Origin of the sequence: Streptomyces griseoflavus (genome assembly GCF_014649995.1) — a bacterium.
In the GTDB taxonomy this organism is placed as follows: Bacteria; Actinomycetota; Actinomycetes; order Streptomycetales; family Streptomycetaceae; genus Streptomyces; species Streptomyces griseoflavus.
The window spans coordinates 316,431-339,325 of sequence record NZ_BMUC01000006.1 but is presented as its reverse complement, the minus strand read 5'-3'; the positions used below and the strand labels follow the sequence as shown (position 1 = coordinate 339,325).

The 22,895-nt window shown below is 71.2% G+C and carries 17 protein-coding genes and 1 pseudogene; 10 read left to right on the top strand and 8 right to left on the bottom strand.

Going from position 1 to position 22,895, the window contains the following annotated elements:
• Positions 1-83 precede the first annotated feature (83 nt).
• On the top strand, positions 84-1,355 hold the full coding sequence (locus IE172_RS15950) for a nucleotide sugar dehydrogenase (RefSeq protein WP_190097889.1): 1,272 nt from the start codon (positions 84-86) through the stop codon (positions 1,353-1,355).
• Positions 1,352-3,175 carry a glycosyltransferase gene (locus IE172_RS15945; RefSeq protein ID WP_190097888.1) on the top strand — a complete coding sequence of 608 codons (1,824 nt, stop codon included), beginning with the start codon at positions 1,352-1,354 and terminating at the stop codon, positions 3,173-3,175. The genes IE172_RS15950 and IE172_RS15945 overlap by 4 nt, the downstream gene beginning before the upstream one ends.
• Positions 3,176-3,240: 65 nt before the next feature.
• On the opposite strand, the gene IE172_RS15940 is transcribed toward IE172_RS15945, so the two are convergent.
• The 8 genes and pseudogenes from IE172_RS15940 to IE172_RS15910 form a co-directional block, all read right to left on the bottom strand.
• On the bottom strand, positions 3,241-4,665 hold the full coding sequence (locus tag IE172_RS15940; protein WP_229886099.1) for a polysaccharide deacetylase family protein: 1,425 nt from the start codon (positions 4,663-4,665) through the stop codon (positions 3,241-3,243).
• Positions 4,666-4,722: 57 nt separating this feature from the next.
• A complete protein-coding gene (locus IE172_RS15935; RefSeq protein ID WP_190097886.1) occupies positions 4,723-6,162 on the bottom strand; it encodes a cellulose binding domain-containing protein in 1,440 nt (479 codons plus the stop codon).
• A gap of 145 nt (positions 6,163-6,307) precedes the next feature.
• Positions 6,308-8,437, bottom strand: a complete 2,130-nt coding sequence (locus IE172_RS15930) for a 3-hydroxyacyl-CoA dehydrogenase NAD-binding domain-containing protein (protein WP_190097885.1) — start codon at positions 8,435-8,437, stop codon at positions 6,308-6,310.
• Positions 8,434-9,651 (bottom strand): acetyl-CoA C-acyltransferase, encoded by a 1,218-nt coding sequence (locus tag IE172_RS15925; RefSeq protein WP_190097884.1) that lies wholly within the window; start codon positions 9,649-9,651, stop codon positions 8,434-8,436. The genes IE172_RS15930 and IE172_RS15925 overlap by 4 nt, the downstream gene beginning before the upstream one ends.
• A 187-nt stretch (positions 9,652-9,838) precedes the next feature.
• Positions 9,839-10,011: pseudogene (locus IE172_RS34550) on the bottom strand (substrate-binding domain-containing protein); the annotation flags it as partial.
• Between the two features lie 210 nt (positions 10,012-10,221).
• Positions 10,222-11,511 carry an HRDC domain-containing protein gene (locus IE172_RS15920; RefSeq protein ID WP_190097883.1) on the bottom strand — a complete coding sequence of 430 codons (1,290 nt, stop codon included), beginning with the start codon at positions 11,509-11,511 and terminating at the stop codon, positions 10,222-10,224.
• Positions 11,512-11,705: 194 nt separating this feature from the next.
• The gene (locus IE172_RS15915) at positions 11,706-12,368 is read right to left on the bottom strand and encodes a helix-turn-helix transcriptional regulator (RefSeq protein ID WP_004923664.1); all 663 of its coding nucleotides are present in this window, start codon (positions 12,366-12,368) and stop codon (positions 11,706-11,708) included.
• A gap of 266 nt (positions 12,369-12,634) precedes the next feature.
• Positions 12,635-13,309: a DUF3000 domain-containing protein gene (locus IE172_RS15910; protein ID WP_190097882.1), complete on the bottom strand. Its 675-nt coding sequence runs from the start codon at positions 13,307-13,309 to the stop codon at positions 12,635-12,637.
• Positions 13,310-13,453: 144 nt separating this feature from the next.
• Here IE172_RS15910 and hemE point away from each other — a divergent pair, with 144 nt between their 5' ends.
• The 8 genes from hemE (at position 13,454) to deoC (ending at position 22,822) form a co-directional block, all read left to right on the top strand.
• Positions 13,454-14,548 (top strand): uroporphyrinogen decarboxylase, encoded by a 1,095-nt coding sequence (hemE, locus tag IE172_RS15905; RefSeq protein ID WP_190097881.1) that lies wholly within the window; start codon positions 13,454-13,456, stop codon positions 14,546-14,548.
• A gap of 102 nt (positions 14,549-14,650) precedes the next feature.
• On the top strand, positions 14,651-16,669 hold the full coding sequence (locus tag IE172_RS15900; RefSeq protein ID WP_190097880.1) for a SpoIIE family protein phosphatase: 2,019 nt from the start codon (positions 14,651-14,653) through the stop codon (positions 16,667-16,669).
• Between the two features lie 109 nt (positions 16,670-16,778).
• Entirely contained in the window at positions 16,779-17,726 is a 948-nt protein-coding gene (locus tag IE172_RS15895; protein WP_306432792.1) for a ribokinase, read from the top strand.
• Positions 17,723-18,757, top strand: a complete 1,035-nt coding sequence (locus IE172_RS15890) for an ABC transporter permease (RefSeq protein WP_190097879.1) — start codon at positions 17,723-17,725, stop codon at positions 18,755-18,757. The genes IE172_RS15895 and IE172_RS15890 overlap by 4 nt, the downstream gene beginning before the upstream one ends.
• A gap of 59 nt (positions 18,758-18,816) precedes the next feature.
• A complete protein-coding gene (locus IE172_RS15885; RefSeq protein ID WP_190097878.1) occupies positions 18,817-19,842 on the top strand; it encodes a sugar ABC transporter substrate-binding protein in 1,026 nt (341 codons plus the stop codon).
• A complete protein-coding gene (locus IE172_RS15880) occupies positions 19,842-21,416 on the top strand; it encodes a sugar ABC transporter ATP-binding protein (protein WP_229886094.1) in 1,575 nt (524 codons plus the stop codon). Before IE172_RS15885 ends, IE172_RS15880 begins: the two co-directional genes overlap by 1 nt.
• 107 nt (positions 21,417-21,523) lie before the next feature.
• Positions 21,524-21,979: a D-ribose pyranase gene (gene rbsD, locus IE172_RS15875; protein ID WP_190097877.1), complete on the top strand. Its 456-nt coding sequence runs from the start codon at positions 21,524-21,526 to the stop codon at positions 21,977-21,979.
• 129 nt (positions 21,980-22,108) lie between these two features.
• A complete protein-coding gene (gene deoC, locus IE172_RS15870) occupies positions 22,109-22,822 on the top strand; it encodes a deoxyribose-phosphate aldolase (RefSeq protein WP_190097876.1) in 714 nt (237 codons plus the stop codon).
• Positions 22,823-22,895 lie beyond the last annotated feature (73 nt).

Here is a 22,895-nt window from a genome sequence, read left to right as displayed (position 1 = left end):
CACTTGTTCGATTTACTCGGGCGGCTTGTGCTGCCCGCGTCCGGCCTGCCCGAGGCCGTGCAACGGGGTTGGGGAATGGTGTCGTGAGCAGATCCACCACGACGGATCTTGTCGTTGTCGGACTTGGATACGTGGGGCTGCCGCTGGCCCGCTCCGCCTCCGCCGCCGGACTGAAGGTGGTGGGTCTCGACCGCAGCGGCGCCGTCGTCGAGGGGCTGAACAACGGCCGTTCGCACGTCGACGACATCTCCGACGCCGAGGTCGGCGCGATGCTCGGCCAGGGCTTCACCGCCTCCGACCGCCCCGAGGTCATCGCCGGCGCCGCCGCCGTCGTCATCTGCGTGCCGACCCCGCTCACCGAGTACGGCGCCCCGGACCTGGGCGCCGTGCACGCCGCGGTGGCGGACATCGCCGCCCACCTGCGCCCCGGCACCCTGGTGGTGCTGGAGTCCACGACGTACCCCGGCACCACCGACGAGATCGTGCGCCCCCGCCTGGAGGCCGGCGGTCTGACCGTCGGCAAGGACTTCCACCTGGCCTTCTCGCCCGAGCGGATCGACCCGGGCAACCCCGACTACGGCCTGGAGAACACCCCCAAGGTCGTCGGTGGCGTCACCGCCGACTGCACCAAGGCCGCGCGCGCCCTCTACGAGCGCTTCGTGTCCCGCGTGGTCGAGGCCAAGGGCACCCGCGAGGCCGAGATGGCCAAGCTGCTGGAGAACACCTACCGGCACGTCAACATCGCCCTCGTCAACGAGATGTCGATGTTCTGCCGCGAGATCGGCGTCGACCTGTGGGACGCGATCCGCTGCGCCTCCACCAAGCCGTTCGGCTTCGCGCCCTTCCACCCCGGCCCCGGCGTCGGCGGACACTGCATCCCGATCGACCCGAACTACCTCTCCTACAAGGTGCGTTCGCTGGGCATCCCGTTCCGGTTCGTGGAGCTGGCGCAGGAGATCAACCAGCGCATGCCCGTGCACGTGGTCAACCGGGCCGCCGATCTGCTCAACGACGAGGGCAAGGCCGTCCGCGGCTCCCGCGTGCTGCTGCTCGGTGTCACCTACAAGCCGGACATCTCCGACCAGCGGGAGAGCCCGGCCCGGGCGGTCGCCGAGAACCTGCTCGCCCGCGGCGCGGAACTCGTCTACTTCGACCCCAAGGTCGACGACTGGACGGTCGACGGCGCTCCCGTCGAGCGCGCCGACGACTACCTGGCCGGCGCCGAGGCCGCGGACCTCACCATCCTGCTCCAGCCGCACCGGGAGATAGACCTCGACGCGCTGGCCGACCGCGCCCGCAAGCTGTTCGACACCCGGGGCAAGACGGCCGACCACCCGCGGGTGGTCAAGCTGTGACGACCGAGGACACGTTCATACCGGGGGCCGTCGACTCCGACGGCCGCGGGCACCGCAAACGCCGGCACCTGAAGGTCTCGTACCTCTTCTTCATCGCGATCGCCGCGGTCATCGCGACCCGTCTCGACTCGGACTCGCTGCACCTGTACTCCATCGGCGCCATGGGCCTGCTGGCCCTGAAGATGTTCGGCGCCCTGTTCTACCGGCCCGCCAAGGCGAACCGCGAGGAACTCGAGTACCTGGAGGACTGCTGGGTCACCGCGGTCATCCCGATCTACAACGAGGACCCGGTCATGTTCGAGCAGGGCATGCGCTCCCTGCTCGCCCAGAGCCGGCTCCCCAACGAGATCCACATCATCGACGACTGCAGCGCCGACCCCGGCGGCATCCGCACGGCGAAGAAGATGCGCTCCGAGTTCGAGGCCCTGGGCGTCAAGTACACCGTCAGCGTCCAGCCCGAGAACAAGGGCAAGCGCGAGGCGCTCGCGCTGGGCTTCGAGGCGGCGCCGTACTCCGACATCTTCCTGTGCGTCGACTCCGACACCGTCCTCTCCCGGGACACGGTGCGTGAGCTGCTGCTGCCGATGGCCGACGAGAAGATCATGGCCTCCACCGGCATGGTGCTCGCGCTCAACCACGACAGCAACATCTTCACGCGCCTGCAGGACCTGCGCTACGGCAACTCCTTCCTCTTCGAGCGGGCCGCCTACTCGCGGCTCAAGTCCGTGCTCTGCTGCTGCGGCGCCCTCTCGGCCTACCGCGGCACCCTGGTGCGCAAGTACCTGCCGGACTTCCTCAACCAGCAGTTCCTGGGCAAGCCGGCCGTCTTCGGCGACGACCGCCGCATGACCAACTACTGCCTGATGGAAGGCCAGGTGGTCTTCCAGGAGACCGCCGTCGGCTACACCGCCGTCCCCGAGAAGCTGCCGCACTTCCTGCGCCAGCAGGTCCGCTGGAACAAGTCCTTCTTCCGCGAGTCCCTGTGGGCCTTCCGGCACCAGAAGAAGTACCGGCCGGCGTTCTGGCTGACCTGCATGGAGCTCGGCCTGTGGCTGGTCTTCGGCACGGCCATGTTCTACTCGATGGTCATCCTGCCGATCATGCAGCCGGCCCGGTTCGTCGACCACATCGGCGACTACGCGCTGTTCATGGTCCTCATGGGCTACCTGCGCAACGTCCGCTACCTCGACTTCCCGCGCCGCGGCATGGGCTTCATCAAGCGGTTCGGCATGTTCCTGCTGGCCCCGCTGTACGGCCTGATCCAGCTGTTCCTGCTGACGCCGCTGCGCTTCTACGCCCTGCTCACCCTGCACAAGGGCAGCTGGGGCACCCGCCAGGCCGGTGTCGAGGTGTCCGTGGGCGGCGACCACGAGGCCGACATGACGGAGATCTGGGAGGAAGAGGATCCCTACTCCGACAAGAAGGTCACCGAGACGCTGCAGCTGATGCGTCTGGAGGGCGTGGCCCTGCGCACCCGGCCGCGCGCCGCCTACGTGCCCAGCCAGCCGCAGCCGCTGCCCGGCTACGACGAGGAGCACCACCAGAACGTGCCCCAGCAGCCCGTCAGCTGGGGAACGCCGGAGCCCGCGCCGGCGCAGGCCGGCCACGGGCAGCAGCAGTGGCAGGGCGGCCAGGGCGACCCGTACGGCGGCCGTCAGCAGCTGTATCCGCAGTCGCAGCAGCAGTACCCGCCGCAACAGCAGTACCCGCCACAGCAGCAGTACCCGCCGCAGCAGCCCGGTCGCGGCCCCGACGGCCGCCAGGGCGGCTACCAGGAGCCCGACTGGCCCCAGCAGAACGGCAGGGGCGACGGCTGGTAGGCCGGCGACGGACAGGAAGGAGGGGGCGGCCCGCACGGGCCGCCCCCTCCTTCCTGTCCCGGGACCTACTGGTAGTAGGCCATCGCCTCTTCGACGGTCACCACCGGGATGTCCCGGTCGGCGAGTTCCCGCATCAGCGTGGTGAGGCCGGCCGTGCCGATCTCCGTGCTGGTCTTCGGAGCACCCTCGACGATCTTGTGGAGGCAGAGGATCAGCCAGTCACCGCTCTCCCTGCACCGGTCCAGCTGACCGCCCTCGTCCGTCAGCCGGGCCAGGGGCGCGCCGCCGATGCCCGTGCCGTCGGTGATGCCGGTCAGCGACTTCAGCCGGTACGGGTTGGCCGGGGCGAACGACTCGATCGTCTCGGAGATGATCGACCGGGCCGTCGTGAAGTGCCGGCTCGCGATCAGGTCCACGGGCACACCGTCGGAGGTCTTCTGGAACGCCCCGTGCGGATAGGCGAAGTGCTCGCTGGTGAAGCCGTTGGACACCAGCCATTCGCGCAGCTTGCGGAAGTCCTCGTCGGCCTGCTCCGCGGTCAGCTTGGGATAGCTGGCGGTGTGCGTGGCGTTCGCGTAGGCGTGCCCGCCCATCTCCCAGCCGGAGAAGTTCTGCATCGAGCGCATCTGGTCGACCGTCATGAAGTTCCCGGTCCCGATGGCGTCGGCGATGTTGTACGACGTGCCGGGGAAGCCGAAGGAGTCCATGATCGGACGGGCCAGGTCGTGGATCGACTTGTGGGAGTCGTCGAAGGTGATGGAGACGACGCCCTTGGGGAACGCCTCCGAGGTGTCCGGTATGAGCTCGACCGCCTGGAGCCGGTACGTCACCGGTCCGGCCGCGTTGTCGTACACGGCGAACGACATGTCCGTGAAGTCCGTGGTGGTGGACGGCTTGCCGTCGGCCGAGATCGCGTACGTGCCGGCGGCGCTCCTGACGTCCGCCCACTGCAGGTGGACCGTCACCCACTCGCCGGACTGCACGTAGTTGGCGGCGGTCCTGGAGTGGGAGTGGAAGGTCCAGGAGAAGTAGTTCTTCAGCCCGCCGCTGCCCAGGTAGAACACCATCTTGGCGAGGTCCGCCACGTCGTCGACGCGGAACACCAGCCGGATCATCTTGCCGCTGAGGTCCATGGCGTCCATGCCGGACTTGCGGACGTAGGACTGCTTGCCGGTGCCGTTGGTGGTCACCCGCACGGCCTGGGTGCCGCGCACGAACTGGGTCTTGTCGTTCGCCTCGGCGGACTGGGTGCCCGCGCCGCCCGCGCTCCAGCCGTGCGACGCCTGGAACTGCTGGGACCAGGTGGCCCGCCGGTTCCTGGGCCGGCGGCCCGACGGCGCGTAGGGCGGGGGAGTGGAGAGGCCGCCGATGGCGCCCTCGGCCGCCGGGGCCGCCGCGGGCTGCGCGACGACGTTGCCCAGCCAGGCACCTCCGCCGGCCATGGCGACGCCTCCCGCGCCGCCCAGGAACAGTGCCGAGCGCCGGCTCACCACCGGCTTCTCACCCGCGGCAGCGCGGCTGTGTGAGCTGGACCGCCTCTTGCCCACTTAGGACTCCCGAACCGTGTCGAAGTAGTTCATCCCCTTGCCGGTGAAGTCCTCGACCTGGGCCTGGACCTCCTCGGCCGACAAGGTGTCGTTCGCGTTGTAGTAGAGCCAGTCGACCTTCATGTCCCAGGCGCGCTCACCCTTGAAGGGCAGGTCGATGAACCAGTGGTTGAAGTTCACCGACATGTCGGAGCGCGGGTAGAACTTCCCGCTGGTGACGAAGAGCTTCTTCCCGTCGAGCCAGTAGGCGACCACACCGTCCTTCACCCGGATCATCAGGGTGTGCCAGTTGTCGAGGCTCTTGTTCGTGGTGGTGTAGAGACGGTCGTTCGTCTCGTGGTCGTACCACGTCACGGTGTCCAGCTTGGGGCCGGGCCGCCCCCAGCCGCCGTTGGGCAGGTACTCGTTGTCCAGCTCGCTGTACGTCGAGCCCTTGCCGCCGATGGTGTAGAAGGTCTGGTTGACGTGGTCGCCCTCCTCACCGGAGGACGGCTTGTCGGTGAAGTGGAGGCGCGCGGCGTACGTCCCCTCGCGGAACTTGCTCGCGGCGGTGCCGAGGCTCGCCTGCTTGGTGCCCGCCTCGGTGCCGTCGGTGCTGGCCCGCAGCTGGAGCACCTGCCCGCTCTCCAGGGCCTCCTCGTCGGCGGGGAAGGTGACGCCGTCCGCCGACCACGTGTTCTCGATACCGGGGCCGCCCTTGCTGGTGCGGACCAGCCAGCCGTGCTTGAACAGGGCCGGGTCCTTGGCGCCCAGGTAGTCGAAGGTGTCGAAGAGCACGCCCTCCGGCGGGGCGGGCAGCGGGTCGGGCGCGGTGGCCGCCTTCGTGTCCTTCTTCTCCGGGTCCGGCTTCGTGCCGTCCGGCTCCTCGCCCCAGGCGAGCACGCCCCGCTTGTAGGCGGTGACCTGCTCGGCTTCCTTGTAGCTCTTCATCTCCGCGTCGAAGGAGCGGTCGTCGGACTGCTTCAGCTCCTTGTGGTCGGTGCGGAACAGCTGGAGGTCGATGCCCTTGCTGTTGGCGCCCGGCGCGAGCGTGCCGGCCTTCTCCGTGAACCGGATCTCCAGATAGCGGTCCGCGGTGTCGGTGGGCTTGTCCATCTCGACCACGCGCCCGGCGAGGTTGGAGCAGCCGAAGGTGACGTTGACGCAGTTGAACGCGTACGGGGCGCCCTCGTCGGCGGTGAACCAGTACCGGAGCGAGACCTCGCTCAACGGCAGCGGCTTGTCGGTCTTGTTGAAGACCTCCAGCGACGGCTTGGCGACCGGTGAGGTGGCCGGAGTGTCCGTCCGGTAGCGGACGAGCAGGTCCGGCGGATCCGGGTTCGCCTTCTTCCACACCGGATAGAGCGCCGTGGCGCCGGCGGCGATCACGGCCACGATCAGCAGCAGCCGGATCTTGGGCCACACCCGACTGCGGGCCGGCTGGCGACGGGTGGACGCCACGGGGACTCCTCAGCAGAACAAAACGTCGTGCATGTAAACAAGTGGTCAGATGGTGTGGAGATCCTATCGGTAGGCCTGTGACACAAGGGGGTGGGTCGCACGGATCGTTATCCGTGCGACCCACCCCCGTCGGGACCGGCCGGAGTTACGCGGGAACGCTGGCCACGCCGGGCTCCAGGAACCGCTTGCCGTTGACGCGTTCGGAGACGCCCTCACGGTCCAGGTACGGCGTGATGCCGCCCAGGTGGAACGGCCAGCCGGCGCCCGTGATCAGGCACAGGTCGACGTCCTGCGCCTCGGCGACGACGCCCTCGTCGAGCATGAGCCCGATCTCCTGCGCCACCGCGTCCAGCACCCGCGCCCGCACCTGCTCCTCGGTGAGGACGGTGTCGCCCTGCTCGAGCAGCGCGGCGACCTCGGGGTCGAGCTCCGGCTTGCCGCTGTCGTAGACGTAGAAGCCGCGCTTGCCCGCCTCGACGACCTTCTTGAGGTTCGGGGAGACCGTGAACCGCTCCGGGAACGCCCGGTTGAGGGTCTCGGAGACGTGCAGGCCGATCGCGGGACCGACCAGCTCCAGCAGCACCAGCGGCGACATCGGCAGACCGAGCGGCTCGACGGCCTTCTCGGCGACCTCGACCGGGGTGCCCTCGTCGATGACGTTCTGGATCTCGCCCATGAAGCGGGTCAGGATGCGGTTCACGACGAACGCCGGGGCGTCCTTGACCAGTACCGCGGTCTTCTTCAGCTTCTTGGCGACACCGAACGCCGTGGCCAGCGAGGCGTCGTCGGTCTGCTCACCGCGGACGATCTCCAGCAGCGGCAGGATCGCGACCGGGTTGAAGAAGTGGAAGCCCACGACCCGCTCGGGGTGCTTCAGCTTCGACGCCATCTCCGACACCGACAGCGAGGAGGTGTTGGTGGCGAGGATCGCGTGCGCCGGGGCGACCGCCTCGACCTCGGCGAACACCTGCTGCTTGACGCCCATCTCCTCGAAGACCGCTTCGATGATGAAGTCGGCGTCCGCGAAGCCCTCGGCCTTGTCCAGCACACCGGAGACCAGCCCCTTGAGGCGGTTGGCCTTGTCCTGGTTGATCCGGCCCTTGCCGAGCAGCTTGTCGATCTCGGCGTGGACGTAGCCCACACCCTTGTCGACGCGCTCCTGGTCGATGTCGGTCAGCACGACCGGCACCTCCAGGCGGCGCAGGAACAGCAGCGCGAGCTGCGAGGCCATCAGACCGGCGCCGACGACACCGACCTTGGTGACCGGGCGGGCCAGCGACTTGTCCGGGGCGCCCGCGGGACGCTTGCCGCGCTTCTGCACCAGGTTGAACGCGTAGATGCCGGAGCGCAGTTCGCCGCCCATGATGAGGTCGGCGAGGGCCTGGTCCTCGGCGTCGTAACCCTGCTGGAGGTCGCCGTTCTTGGCGGCGGCGATGATGTCCAGGGCGCGGTAGGCGGCCGGGGCGGCGCCGTGCACCTTGGAGTCGGCGATGAAGCGGCCCCGGGCGACGGCCTGGTCCCAGGCCTCGCCGCGGTCGATCACCGGGCGCTCGATGACGATCTCGCCCTTGAGGACGGCCGCGGTCCAGATCAGCGACTGCTCCAGGAAGTCCGCGCCCTCGAAGATCGCGTCCGCGATGCCGAGTTCGTGGACCTGCGCGCCCTTGAGCTGCTTGTTCTGGTTGAGGCTGTTCTCGATGATGACCGAGACGGCCTTCTCGGCGCCGATCAGGTTCGGCAGCAGCGTGCAGCCGCCCCAGCCGGGGACGAGGCCGAGGAAGACCTCGGGGAGCGAGAACGCCGGGAGAGCGGCCGACACCGTGCGGTAGGTGCAGTGCAGACCGACCTCGACGCCACCGCCCATGGCGGCGCCGTTGTAGTACGCGAAGGTCGGCACGGCCAGCTTCGACAGCCGCTTGAAGACGTCGTGGCCGCCCTTGCCGATGGCCAGCGCGTCCTCGTGCCGCTTCAGCAGCTCGACGCCCTTGAGGTCGGCGCCGACGGCGAAGATGAACGGCTTGCCGGTGACACCGACGCCGACGATCTCGCCGTCCGCGGCCTCCTTCTCGACCTGGTCGATCGCGGCGTCGATGTTCGCCAGCGACTGCGGGCCGAGCGTGGTCGGCTTGGTGTGGTCGTGACCGTTGTCCAGGGTGATCAGCGCGAAACGGCCCGCGCCGAGCGGCAGGTCGAAGTGGCGTACGTGCGCGCTGGTGACGACCTCGCCGGGGAACAGCTCGGCCGCACCCTTCAGAAGCTCTGCGGTGGTGCTCACTTGTCCCCCTCGAAGTGCGGGTTCTCCCAGATGACCGTCGCGCCCATGCCGAAGCCGACGCACATGGTGGTGAGGCCGTAACGGACCTCGGGCTGCTCCTCGAACTGGCGGGCCAGCTGCGTCATCAGACGGACGCCGGAGGAGGCGAGCGGGTGGCCGAACGCGATGGCGCCGCCGTACTGGTTGACGCGGGCGTCGTCGTCGGCGATGCCGTAGTGCTCCAGGAAGGCGAGGACCTGGACGGCGAAGGCCTCGTTGATCTCGAACAGGCCGATGTCGGAGATGGACAGCCCCGCCTGCGCGAGGGCCTTCTCCGTCGCCGGGATCGGGCCGTAGCCCATGACCTCCGGCTCCACACCCGCGAAGGAGTAGGAGACCAGGCGCATCTTCACCGGGAGGTTGTTCTCGCGGGCGAAGTCCTCGGAGGCGATGAGGGAGGCGGTGGCGCCGTCGTTCAGACCGGCCGCGTTGCCGGCGGTGACCCGGCCGTGCACGCGGAACGGGGTCTTGAGGTTCGCCAGGTTCTCCAGGGTGGTGCCCGGACGCATCGGCTCGTCGGCGGTGACCAGGCCCCAGCCCGTCTCACCGGCCTCCTCGTTGGTGCGGCGCACCGAGACCGGCACCAGGTCGGCCTGGATCTTGCCGTTGGCGTACGCCTTGGCGGCCTTCTCCTGCGAGCGCACCGCGTACTCGTCGGCGCGCTGCTTGGTGATGCTCGGGTAGCGGTCGTGCAGGTTCTCGGCCGTCATGCCCATGAACAGCGCGGACTCGGCGACCAGCTTCTCGGACACGAACCGCGGGTTGGGGTCGACGCCCTCGCCCATCGGGTGGCGGCCCATGTGCTCGACGCCGCCGGCGATGGCGACGTCGTAGGCGCCGAAGGCGACGGAGCCGGCGACCGTGGTGACGGCGGTCAGCGCGCCGGCGCACATGCGGTCGATGGAGTAGCCCGGGACCGAGGTGGGCAGGCCCGCGAGGATGCCGGCCGTGCGGCCGATGGTCAGGCCCTGGTCGCCGATCTGCGTGGTCGCGGCGACGGCGACCTCGTCGATCTTCTTCGGGTCGAGACCCGGGTTGCGGCGCAGCAGCTCCCGGATCGCCTTCACGACGAGGTCGTCGGCGCGGGTCTCGTGGTAGATGCCCTTCGGGCCCGCCTTGCCGAACGGGGTGCGGACGCCGTCGACGAAGACGACGTCCCTGACGGTACGAGGCACGATGGCTCTCCTCCAGGTACGGGATGCTGAGCGCTTGCTTACGGCCCATGCTACTTGCGGGTAACGTGACTGCCCACCCCCGCCGCGTGGAGCGGCGAACATCACACGTCCGGCCCTCCCTGTTCCGGCCGGAGGTCAGCCCGTCCGGCGTCCGAGGGCGAGGCCCGTTCAGGGCCGCAAGGGGGTCCGGGTGCGTAGCCCCGCACGACTGCGAGTCGTCCCACGCCGGCAGGGACACGTCGTCCGGCACCCGCAACCCCTCTCCGCGACCACCGACAACCCCGCCACCGCCATGATGTCGTTGTCGTACACGACTGCCGTCGGCCGCTCGCCCGGCGCGGCCGCCGGCAGCGAGCGCGTCACCGTCGTCCGCCTTCCAGTGGCGCGGCATGCCGGGGGAGTCCGACATGGCCTCCGAGGATCTTGGCGTGATCTCGACGTCCCTGTTCCGCTTCAGCCGCAGGCCCGATGCGGGCGAGCTGGGAGGGGCGTGCACGGGAGTGCCCCGGGGGGCGCGGGGAACTGCGCGACAAGCCCCGTACGACCCGCACCCGCCCGCGGACGGCCCGCCTACGGCGCCTGGCCGGCCAGCGCGGCGACCAGCACGGGGGTGACCTGCTCGACCTGCCAGGCCCGCGCCCCGTGCGCGGCCAGCGCCGCCGCCACGGACTCCGTCCCGACCACCGCCGGAGGCTCCCAGCACACCCTGCGCACCGTGTCCGGCGTGATCAGGTTCTCCGCCGGCATCCCCAGCCGCTCGGCGAGCGCGTTCACCCCGGCCCGTGCGGCCGTCAGCCGCGCCGCGGCCGCCGGGTCCTTGTCCGCCCACGCGCGCGGCGGCGGGGGACCGGTCACCTGCTGGCCGGGCTGGGGCAGCCGGTCCTCGCCGAGCGACCTCGCCCGGTCGACGGCGGCCTGCCACTGCTCCAGCTGGCGCCGCCCCACACGCTGCCCGAACCCGTTCAGCGCGCCCAGGGCGTGGGAGTTGGCCGGCATGGCCAGCGCGGCCTCCACGATGGCCGCGTCGGAGAGCACCTTGCCCGGGGAGACGTCCCGGCGGCGGGCGATGCGGTCGCGGGCCTCCCACAGCTCCCGGACGACGGCCATCTGCCGGCGGCGGCGGACCTTGTGCATGCCGGAGGTGCGCCTCCAGGGGTCCTTGCGGGGCTCCGGCGGCGGCGCGGAGGCGATCGCGTCGAACTCCTGCCGGGCCCAGTCGAGCTTGCCCTGCCGGTCCAGCTCCTTCTCCAGCGCGTCCCGCAGGTCGACCAGCAGTTCGACGTCGAGGGCGGCGTAGCGCAGCCAGGGCTCGGGCAGCGGGCGGGTGGACCAGTCCACGGCGGAGTGGCCCTTCTCCAGGACGAAGCCGAGCACGTTCTCCACCATCGCGCCGAGCCCCACCCGGGGGAACCCGGCCAGGCGTCCGGCCAGCTCGGTGTCGAAGAGGAGGCCCGGCCGCATGCCTATCTCGCGCAGGCACGGCAGGTCCTGGGTGGCGGCGTGCAGCACCCACTCGACGCCGGACAGCGCCTCGCCCAGCCCGGACAGGTCGGGACAGGCGACGGGGTCGATCAGCGCGGTGCCCGCGCCCTCGCGGCGCAGCTGGACCAGGTAGGCGCGCTGCCCGTAGCGGTAGCCGGAGGCGCGCTCGGCGTCGACGGCGACGGGGCCGCGGCCCGCGGCGAAGGCAGCGACCGCCTCGGCGAGGGCGGCCTCGTCCGCGATCACGGGAGGAATGCCCTCGCGTGGTTCGAGCAAGGGAATCGGCGCCTCCGTCACAGAAGATCCGCCGTCGTCCGGAGGGGCGCCTCCGGTGGTTCGCAGTGAACGGTCTGCTGCGGTGTCGTGGGCGTCGGTCACCTGTCAAGAGTATCCGTACGACCCGGCCCCTGATCTGCCTCTGCGGGCGAGGTCCGCGCCGACCAGCGAAAACAGGCCTCGGCGGCGGGAGGGGCTCTCGGCGCGCGAAGACGCCCGCCGACGGTGTCGCGTCGACGGGCGCCGTCCGGGGCCTCTGAGGGGGGCGGTGAGGGAACGGGTGAGGGATCGGAGGGTCAGTGGATGATGCCCGTGCGCAGGGCCACCGCCACCATTCCGGCCCGGTCACCCGTGCCGAGCTTGCGGGCGATGCGGGCGAGGTGGCTCTTGACGGTCAGCGCGGACAGGCCCATGGAGACGCCGATCGCCTTGTTCGACTGGCCCTCCGCCACCAGGCGCAGCACCTCGACCTCGCGGCCGGACAGTTCGCGGTAGCCGCCCGGGTGGCTCGGGGCACCCGGGGGGCGGCGGTGCAGCCGGGCGGCGGCGGCGCCGATCGGGGCGGCCCCGGGCCGGGTGGGGAGCCCGAGGTTGGTACGGGTGCCGGTGACGACGTACCCCTTCACTCCGCCGGCCAGCGCGTTGCGCACGGCGCCGATGTCGTCGGCGGCGGACAGCGCGAGGCCGTTGGGCCATCCGGCGGCGCGGGTCTCGGAGAGGAGGGTGAGGCCGGAGCCGTCCGGCAGATGGACTTCGGCGACGCAGATGTCGCGGGGGTTGCCGATGCGGGGACGAGCCTCCGCGACGGACGAGGCCTCGATGACGTCGCGTACACCGAGCGCCCACAGGTGGCGGGTGACGGTGGAACGCACGCGGGGGTCGGCCACGACCACCATGGCGGTCGGCTTGTTCGGGCGGTAGGCGACCAGGCTTGCGGGCTGCTCGAGGAGAACGGACACCAGGCCTCCTGGGGGGCGGGACGGGGCCGGCTCGTGGGGGGTGAGGGGACGAACCGTGCTTTCAAGGTCACAGTCGTCTTCGGCAGCAAACCTGGAGTCCTTTAGGAAATGATCACGAAGTAGTGAGTAACAATCCGGGCAATTCGGACGCGCGGTCGATCATTCGAAGATCGAACGGTTTCGGTCTGCGTCGCAACGCTTCCGAATGTGGCCGTATCGACAAAGAGATCGCCATCGATGATTGCGTGGCGCCCCGAACGGGAATCTCAGCGCGACTGCGGTCCCCGGCGCTGCGGCAGCGTCACGACCGATGCGTCCCCCGGGGCGGCCGGCGGCAGCCCCGCCACCTGGGCCAGCAGATCGCACCACGCCACCAGGTGCGTGCCCGTGTCCGGCACCCCGCCCAGCCCCTCCCGCGGTGTCCAGGAGGCCCGGATCTCGATCTGCGAGGCGGACGGCCGCTCCGCCAGTCCGCCGAAGTAGTGGGAACTGGCCCGCGTCACCGTGCCGCTCGGCTCGCCGTACGCCAGCCCGCGCGCGGACAGCGCGCCGGTCAGCCAGGACCAGCACACCTCCGGCAGCAGCGGGTCCGCCGCCATCTCCGGCTCCAGCTCCGCGCGCACCAGCGTCACCAGGCGGAAGGCGCCCCGCCACGCGTCGTGCCCGGCCGGATCGTGCAGCAGCACCAGCCGCCCGTCGGCCAGGTCCTCCTCGCCGTCGACGACCGCGGCCTCCAGCGCGTACGCGTACGGAGCGAGCCGTTTGGGAGCGGGGGCGGGGTCGATCTCGATCTGCGGCCGCAGCCGCGTGCCCCGCAGCGCGTCGACAGCGGCCCGGAAGGGCAGCGGGGGCGCCCCTCCGTTCCCGAGATCGCCCTCGGCCTCCTTCGGTTCGTCCATTCCGCCAGCGCCGTCCGACAGTCGTCCCTGAGCCGCAGCCATGCGGGGAAGGTTAAGCGGAACGGGCTCCCGGCGCAGGGAGGGACACCCGCGCCACCCGGGGGTGTCCGGATCCCGCCCCGCGCGCACCGCGTACCGGACGACCTCGGGTCCGGCGGCCGGACCGCTCGTGCGAGACTGGCCGGTGTGAGTGCCAACGCGAGCCCGAAGGGCCAGACGCCGACACCGACCCCCGACCCCGTCAAGAACGACGCGGTCAGGGATTCAGCCTTCCTCAGGGCGTGCCGCCGCGAGGAGGTGCCGCACACGCCGGTGTGGTTCATGCGGCAGGCCGGACGCTCGCTGCCGGAGTACCGCAAGGTGCGCGAGGGCATCGGCATGCTCGACTCCTGCATGCGCCCCGACCTGGTCACCGAGATCACGCTGCAGCCGGTGCGCCGCCACCGCGTCGACGCCGCCATCTACTTCAGTGACATCGTCGTGCCCCTCAAGGCCATCGGCATCGACCTCGACATCAAGCCCGGCATCGGCCCGGTCGTCGAGCAGCCGGTCCGCACCCGCGCCGACCTGGCCCGGCTGCGCGACCTCACCCCCGAGGACGTCTCCTACGTCACCGAGGCCATCGGCATGCTCACCCGTGAGCTCGGGTCCACCCCGCTGATCGGTTTCGCCGGCGCCCCCTTCACCCTCGCCAGCTACCTCGTCGAGGGCGGCCCGTCCCGCACGTACGAGAACGCCAAGGCGATGATGTACGGCGACCCGGAGCTCTGGGCCGACCTGCTCGACCGCCTCGCCGACATCACGTCCGCGTTCCTCAAGGTGCAGATCGAGGCCGGCGCCTCGGCCGTCCAGCTCTTCGACTCCTGGGCCGGCGCGCTCGCCCCCGCCGACTACCGGCGCTCCGTGCTGTCCGCCTCCGCGAAGGTGTTCCGCGAGGTGGCCGGCTACGGCGTGCCCCGTATCCACTTCGGGGTCGGCACCGGGGAACTGCTCGGCCTCATGGGCGAGGCCGGCGCGGACGTCGTCGGCGTCGACTGGCGCGTCCCGATGGACGAGGCCGCCCGCCGCGTCGGCCCCGGCAAGGCGCTCCAGGGCAACCTCGACCCGACCGTCCTCTTCGCGGGCCGCGAAGCCGTCGAGACCAAGGCGCGGGAGGTGCTGGACTCGGCCCAGGGCCTGGAGGGCCACATCTTCAACCTCGGCCACGGCGTCATGCCGAACACCGACGCGGACGCCCTGACCCGTCTCGTGGAGTACGTCCACACGCGGACCGCGCGCTGACCCACCGCGTGCGCGGCGCACGCGCGTCGGACCCCGGGGGCGGGGTACTGGGCCTTTACGCTGCCCACCGCTCGCTCCCGGGTCCGGGCAGGTGGAGGCACCATGAGGCTCGAGATGTTCGACCCGGCCCCCATCGGCGTCGTGGTCACCCAGGGGCCGGACCACCGGCTCGCCTACACCAACGCCGTCTACCGGCGCACCTTCGGCGACCGCCCGCTGGGCCGGACCGTCCGCGACGCCTTCCCCGACCTCGCCCAGTCCGGCTACTTCGACATGTACGACCGCGTCTACGCCACGGGCACGGCCGAGGTGCTCACCAGCGTGCCCGTCGACCTGGACTACCCTGACGCGCCGTACGAGGGCACGCGGTACTTCACCTTCAGCATCTCCCACGCCACGATGAGCGACGGACGGCACGGGGTGCTCGCCGTGCTCGTCGAGGTCACCGATCAGGTGACCGCCTCGGAACGCATCCGCGTGCTGTCCGAGGAGCGCCGCCGCGTGCTCCAGCGCTACCGCAGCCTGGTGAGCGCCGGATCGCAGATCGTGTGGGTGACGGACCCCGAGGGCGTGGTGAGCGAGCCCAGTCCCGGCTGGGAACGGGTGACCGGGCAGAGCTGGGAGGAGTTCCGGGGCGACGGCTGGGCCGACGCGATCCACCCCGACGACCGTGACACGGCCGTCGCGTCGTGGCGGCGGGCCGTCGCCGAGCAGGTTCCGCTCTGGAGCCGCACCTACCGGCTGCGGCTGGCCAAGGGCGGCCACCGGCACTTCGCCGTCCACGCCGCGCCGGTACGGGACGGCGACACGGTGATCGAGTGGGTGGGCACCTGCACGGACGTCGAGCAGGAGTGGCGCGAGACCCGCCGCGAGGAACTGCTGGCACGGGCCACCACCGCCACGGCCGGCATGGCCCGGCTGGACGACATGCTCGCCGCCCTCTCCGGCGTGATCGTGCCCGACATCGCCGACAACTGCACCATCCACCTCCTGCCGCACGCCCTGCACCGCCCGCCGGGCACCCCGCTCACCGCGGAACGGGTCGCCGCCGTCAGCGGCCCCGGGCTGCCGGAGCTGCCCCCGCACCAGGAGGAGCACCTCGACCCCGGCAGTCCGCTCGCCCGCGCCGCCGACGGGCGCAGCCCCGTGCACGCCGTCTTCCCGCCCGGTGAGCCCCCGCCGGACCTCTCCCCGCCCGGCACCGCGCCGTGGCTGCCCCCCGGCGCCAACAGCGTCGTCCTGCTCCCCGTCGTCGTCGACGGTGTCACGGCCGCCCTGGTCACCGCCTCGGCCAGCGGCGACCGCCCACCCCTCGGCCAGGAGGAGATCAGCCTGCTGCGCACCCTCCTGGAACGGGTGCACACCCCCCTCAGCAAGGCCATGGAGTACCAGCGGACCCGGCAGGTGGCCCTGGCCCTCCAGCGCAGCCTGCTCACCGACCCGCCGGACGTGCCCGGCCTCGACATCGCCGTCCGCTACCGGCCCAGCACCGCGGCCGCCGAGGTCGGCGGTGACTGGTACGACGCCTTCGAGCTGCGCGACGGCGCCACCGTCCTCACCATCGGCGACGTCGCCGGCCACGACCTGCCCGCCGCCGTCACCATGGGCCAGCTGCGCAACATGCTCCGCGGACTCACCCTGGACCGCCAGGAACCGACCGGGACGATCCTGCGCCGGCTGGACGTCGCCGTGCAGACCCTCTACGCCGACTGCACCGCCACCTGCGTCCTGGCCCGCGTCGAACGCCGGGACCCCGGCGGCTTCCTGCTCCAGTACTCCGTCGCCGGCCACCCGCCGCCCCTGCTGGTCGACGCGGACGGCACCGCGCGCTTCCTCACCGCGGGCCACTCCCCGATGCTCGGCCTCGTCCCGCGGCCCGAGTACGACAGTGCCGTCGAGCCTCTCGAGCCCGGCTCGACCCTGCTGTTCTACACCGACGGCCTCGTGGAACGCCGCGACGAGGACCTCACCGCCGGCCTGGAACGCCTGCGCCGCCACGCCGCCGGGGCCGTCACCCGGCCGTTGCAGGCGTTCTGCGACACCCTCCTCACCGACCAGCTGACCGTCGACAACGACGACGACGTCGCCCTGATCGCCCTGCGCGTTCCCGGCGACCGCTGAACCGCCCCGGGCGGAGCGGCTGAACGTCACCCCGCTCGCCATGGCTGGAAACCTTCTGTCTTTCGACCGTTGACTATGGACATCCCTATACATACGATCGCGCTTGTTCATGGTTGTCCATACACAAAGTGGTGTGCCGATGAAGATCGCGGTTGTTGGAAGCTATGGAGCCGGTCTCACCATGAGGGTGCCCAAGGCGCCCGCCGCGGGGGAGACGGTCTCGGGCGGTCTGTTCGACGCGGGTGCCGGCGGCAAGGGCAGCAATCAGGCCATCGCCGCCGCCCGGCTCGGGGCCGCGGTCTCGCTGCTCACCGCCGTGGGCGACGACGAGTTCGGCCGCTCCGCGCGGGAGCTGTGGGAGCGCGAGGGCGTCGCCGCCGAGCACGTGGTCACCGCCCAGGCCCCCACCATGGTCGGCTTCATCCTGGTGGAGCCGTCCGGCGAGAACCGCATCGCCATCGCCCCGGGCGCCCTCGACGAACTGGACGCCGCGGCCGTGGAGTCCTTCCGCGCCGAGATCGCCTCCGCCGACATCCTGGTCGTCTCCATGGAGATCCCCGAGGAGGCCGTGGTCGCGGCGCTGCGCACCGGCCGCGAGACGGGCACCCGCACCCTCCTCAACCCGGCCCCCGCCCGGCCGCTGCCGGCCGAATGCTGGCCCCTCATCGACGTCCTGACGCCCAATCAGACCGAGGCGCCCGTCCTCCTCGGCCTCGGCGCGGAACACGGTCTCGGCGACGAGGAACTGGCCGGGGCGCTGCGCGACCGCACCGGAGGCGTCGTCGTCCTCACCCGGGGCGGCGAGGGCGCGCTGGTCGCCCAGTCCTCCGGCCTGCGCACCGTGCCCCCGCACCCCGCCCCGGCCGTCGTCGACACCACGGGCGCCGGCGACTCCTTCACCGCCGCCTTCGCCGTCGCCCTGGCGGAGGGACAACCCGTCGAGCGGGCCGTCGGGTTCGCCGCCGTCGCGGGCTCCCACACCGTGACGATCGCGGGCGTCGTGCCCGCCCTCCCCACCAGAGACCAGCTGAACGCCCTGATTGGAACCGCCTCGTGACCTCGACCCTCTCCAAGCCGCCCACCACCGCCCCGCCGTCCGACGGGAACGCCCGGCAGTTCCCGCTCGCCCTGCGCAGGCTGCTGCACGCGCGGGAGTCCGGCGTCTTCGCCGCGCTCGTCGCCCTGTTCCTGCTGGGCACCGTGCTCTCGCCGACCTTCGCCCAGTCGGACAACCTGCTCTCGGTGGGCCAGCAGATCGCGCAGATCGGCATCATGGCCGTCGGGGTGACCTTCGTCATCCTCAACGGCGAGATCGACCTCTCGGTCGGCTCCATCTACGCGCTGTCCGCGATCTCCACCGGAATGCTGATATCGGACGGCTGGAGCTGGCCCCTGGCCATGCTGGCCGGCCTGGCCGTGGGCGTCGTGGCCGGACTCCTCAACGGGCTGGCCGTGGTGCTGCTGGGCGTGCCGTCCTTCATCGTCACCCTGGGCACGCTCAGCGTCTTCCGCGGCGTCGCCCTGCTCATCTCCGACGGCGCCCCGATCTCCCTCAGCTCCTCCCAGCCCGGCGTCGCGGAGTTCAACCTCCTCGGCCAGGGACGGCTGTTCGGCCTGGTACCGATGCAGTTCGTCTTCTTCGCCGTCGTCGCCGCCATCGGCGTGATCCTGCTGGCCCGCTCCCGCTTCGGCTTCAACACCTACGCGGTCGGCGGCAACCAGGAGGCGGCCCGGCTCGTCGGCGTCGACGTCAAGCGGGTCAAGCTCACCGCCTTCGTCCTGTCCGGATTCACCGCCGGTCTGGCCGGCGTGCTCGGTCTGTCCTTCCTCTCCTACGTGCAGGGCGTGACCGGTCAGGGACTGGAACTCACCGTCATCTCCGCCGTCATCATCGGCGGCGCCGCCCTCTTCGGCGGCTCGGGCACCATGTGGGGCACCGTCATCGGTGTCGCCTTCATCGGACTGCTCCAGAACATCCTCAACATCAAGGGCATCTCGTCCTTCTGGCAGACCGTCGTCACCGGCCTGGTCATCGTCGCCGCCGTCGCCGCGGACACCTGGCAGCGCAAGCGCAAGTCCCGCGCCTGACCGCCGCCGCCCGCACCCCTCCACCCGCACCGCCCGCTTCGCACACCCAAGGAGCACCGATGTCCTCGCGTACCCTCCGCAGATGCCTCTCGGCCGCGACGGCCGCCGCCGCGGCCCTGTCCCTCACCGCGTGCGGCGCCGTCACCGCGGCCGACTCCGGCGGCTCCGCCGACGGATCCTTCGAGCTCGCGTCGTACATCCAGCAGCGGATCGACGACGACAAGCCGATGCGCATCAAGCTGAGCTACCACGACCCGTCCCTCGCCTTCGCCACGCCGATCGGCGCGGGCATGAAGCGCGCCGGCGTGGAACTCGGCGCCGACGTCGCCCTCATCGGCCCGACCGGCGGTGACGCCGCCAAGCAGGTCTCCGAGATCCAGACGCTCATCCAGCAGAAGGCCGTGGACGGACTCGCCGTCTCCTCCGCCTCCAGCGACGCCCTCAAGCCGGTCATCAGCCAGGCCTACAAGGCCGGCATACCGATCATCTCCTTCAACACCGACAACCCCGACTCCGAGCAGATGGGCTTCGTCGGCCAGGACCTCAAGGGCTCCGGCAAGGCGCAGGCCGAGGAGCTCCGCAAGAACCTGAACGGCGACGTCCAGGGCAAGTCCGTCGTGGTCTTCTCCGTCGACACCGGAGCCGGCTGGTCGCACGACCGCTTCAGCGGTTTCAAGGAGGGCCTGGACGGCAGCGGCCTGAAGATCGTCGGACCCGTCAACGTCGGCAACGAGCCGAACAGCGCCTACAACACCGTCGAGTCCAGCATGTCCGGCCAGTCCGGTGTGGTCGCCGTCGCCGGCCTGGACTGCTGCTCGACCACGGCCGCCGCCAAGTGGGTGGCCCAGTCCGGCAAGGCGGACGACATCACCATGGGCGGCTTCGACCTGCTCACCCAGACCTCCGAGTACATCGAGCGCGGCGTCCTGGACTTCACCATCAGCCAGAACCCCACCGAGCAGGGCTACCAGGCGGTCAAGGTGCTGCACGACTTCCTCACCGAGGGCACCGAGATCACCGGCGTGGACACCGGGGCGCAGTTCATCACCCGCGACAACCTCGCCGACGCGACCGTGGAGGACTGATGACCGCCGCACCCCGTGACGTCCCGGCGGCGGGACCGGACCGCACGGCGGCCCCGGACACCGCCGGCCCGGCCGTCCGCATCCAGGGCCTGTCCCGCAACTTCGGCCCGGTCCGCGCCCTGCGCGACGTCTCCTTCGACGTCCCCGCCGGGGAGGTCACCGCGCTGCTGGGGGAGAACGGCGCGGGAAAGTCCACCCTGCTGAAGATCCTGGCCGGTCTGCAGCCGCCCAGCGAGGGCACCGTCACCGTCTTCGGCGAGGAGGTGACCTCCTTTGAACCCAGTACGATGCTCAGCCGCCACGGCGTGGCGATCGTCCCCCAGGAACTGTCGCTGCTGCCCGACCGCACCGTGGCGGAGAACGTGCTCAGCGGAGTCGAGCCCGGCCACCGCTGGTTCCCCTCCCGGCGGCGGATGCTGGAACGCACCACCGAACTGCTCGCGGAACTCGACCTCGACCTGGACCCGAACGCCTCCGTACGGACCCTGGACCTGGCGACCCAGCAGCTCATCGTGGTGGCCCGCTCCATCGCCCGGGGCTGCCGCGTCCTGATCCTGGACGAGCCGACCGCGATGCTCACCCCCGCCGAGGCCGACCGGCTGTTCGCCCTGATGGACAAGCTCAAGGCGGCCGGGACGACCATGCTCTACGTCTCCCACCGGATGCCCGAGGTCTTCCACCTGGCGGACCACATCCAGGTGCTGCGCGACGGCACCCATGTGGCGTCCTGGCGCAGCTCGGAGACGCACCCCGACGAGGCGGTCGCGGCCATGGTCGGGCGCGAGCTCGGCGGCTTCACCCGCCGCGCGGACCAGGGGACCGGGCCGGACCCTGCCGTCGAACCCGCCCTCAAGGTGCGCGACCTGAGCGGCCGCCGGCACCACGGCGTCTCCTTCGACCTGCGCCCCGGTGAGATCCTCGGAGTCGCCGGCCTGCCCGACTCCGGCCGGGTGGAACTGCTGCACAACCTCTTCGGCGGTGACCCGGGCACCGGCGGCACGGTGGAACTGCTCGGCCGCCCCTACGACCGGCGCAACCCGATCGCCAGCGTCGAACGCCGGCTGGCGTTCGTCCCCGGTGAGCGCCGCGCCCAGGGCCTGCTCACCACCATGAGCGTCGGCGAGAACATCGGAGCCCTCACCGCGAAGACCTTCAGCCGGTTCGGCATCGTCCGGCGCCGGGCCTTCGACTCCGCCGCCACCGAGCAGGCACGGCGGCTGAGGGTGAAGACGGCCACCATCGGCCAGCCCATCACCAGCCTGTCCGGAGGCAACCAGCAGAAGGCCGTGCTGGGCCGCTGGCTGGCGATCGACCCCGGGGTGCTGATCCTCGACGAGCCCACCCGCGGCGTGGACATCGGGGCGAAGGCCGAGATCTACGCGCAGCTGTCCGCACTCGCGGACAAGGGCCTGGCGATCCTCTGCTCCTCCTCGGACCTGCCCGAACTGCTCACCCTGACCGACCGCGTCGCGGTGATGAGCGAGGGCCGCCTGGTGGCCGTCGTCGACACCGCCGAGGCCACCGAGGAGTCCGTGATGACCCTCGCCACCGGAGCGGCACCGGCCGCGGCGTGAGCCCCGGCCGCCCGTCCGGACCCGGAACCGTCCGGACCTGCCCCGATCCGAACACCTCCTCGCAGCGCCCGCCCTGCGACGGCCCCACCCGAAAGGCAGTAACCACCATGAAGCGCTCCGGCATCCTCAACGCCGAACTGAGCGGAGTCCTCGCCACCCTCGGCCACACCGACCTGCTGCTCGTCGTGGACGCGGGCTTCCCCGTACCGCGCGACGCCCACCGCATCGACCTCGCCGTCGCCGAGAACCTGCCCGACCTGCGCACCGTGCTCGGCCTCATCGCCGACGAACTGGTCGTCGAGGGCGTGGTCCGCGCGGAGAACGTGCCCACCCACAACCCCCGCCTCGACGCGTGGCTGCGGGAACGCTTCGCCGGCGCCGAGTTCACCACCCGCCCGCACGCCGAGGTGCTCGGCGGCCTGGCCCGGCAGGCCAAGGCCGTCGTGCGCACCGGCGCCTTCGAACCCTGGGGCAACGTCGGCCTGTACTGCGGCGTCGACGCCCCCCGGTGGTTCGGCGGAGAGGACGTCGTCGTACCGGACGAGTACGCCTCCAAGATCTGAGCGCCCGCCCGTCACCCGGAGCCCGGCCATCCACGCCGGCTCCGGCCACCCGGCGGTCCCGTCCATGGGCAGCCCCGGCGGGCGGTCCGCCGGGCCCTGCCGCCCCCCATCCCTAGGGAGAACGACCCCGTGTCCAACATCACCGCAAACGCCGTCGAACTCGACCTCACCCCGGCCGAGTTGGCGCCCTTCATCCAGCACACCAAGATCGATCCGGACGCGACCCGCGACGAGATGATCGCCCACGCGCGGGAGGCCGTCACCCACGGCTTCAACGCGGCGATGGTGCCCGCCTCCTGGCTGCCCGTCGTGGTCGCCGAACTCGGCGGCACCGGAGTCGAGGTCGCCACCGCCCTCGACTTCCCGACTGTCGGCGTCATGACCAGCGCCGGAAAGGCCGCGGAAGCCGCCGAGATCGCCCGGCTCGGCGCCGACCAGCTCGACATCGGCGTCCAGGTCGGCTGGCTCAAGAGCGGCCGCTACGACGACTTCCGCGAGGACATCGCGGGCGTCGTGCGGGCCTCGGGCCTGCCCGTCAAGGTCATGCTGGAACTGCCGCTGCTCACCGACGCGGAGAAGGAGGCCGCCGTCGAACTCGCCATGGAGGCGGGCGCCTCGTTCCTGAAGAACGCCAGCAGCGGGCAGATCGAGACTGCGAATCCGACCAGCGTTCGTTACCTTGTTGACCGGGCGCGCGAAGGGGTACGGGTCAAGGCGTCGGGTTCGATCAAGAGCTACCGGCAGGGCCTCGAACTGCTCCGCGCGGGGGCCTCCCTGCTGGGGACCAGCGCCGGACTGGCCATCATCACCGACAGTGGGAACGACTCCACCGTCAGCTACTGACCGGCCGCCGTCGTCGTGCCCCGGCCGCCCGTCGCGGCCGGGGCACGGTTTTCGACGCCGGAGCGGCGCACGC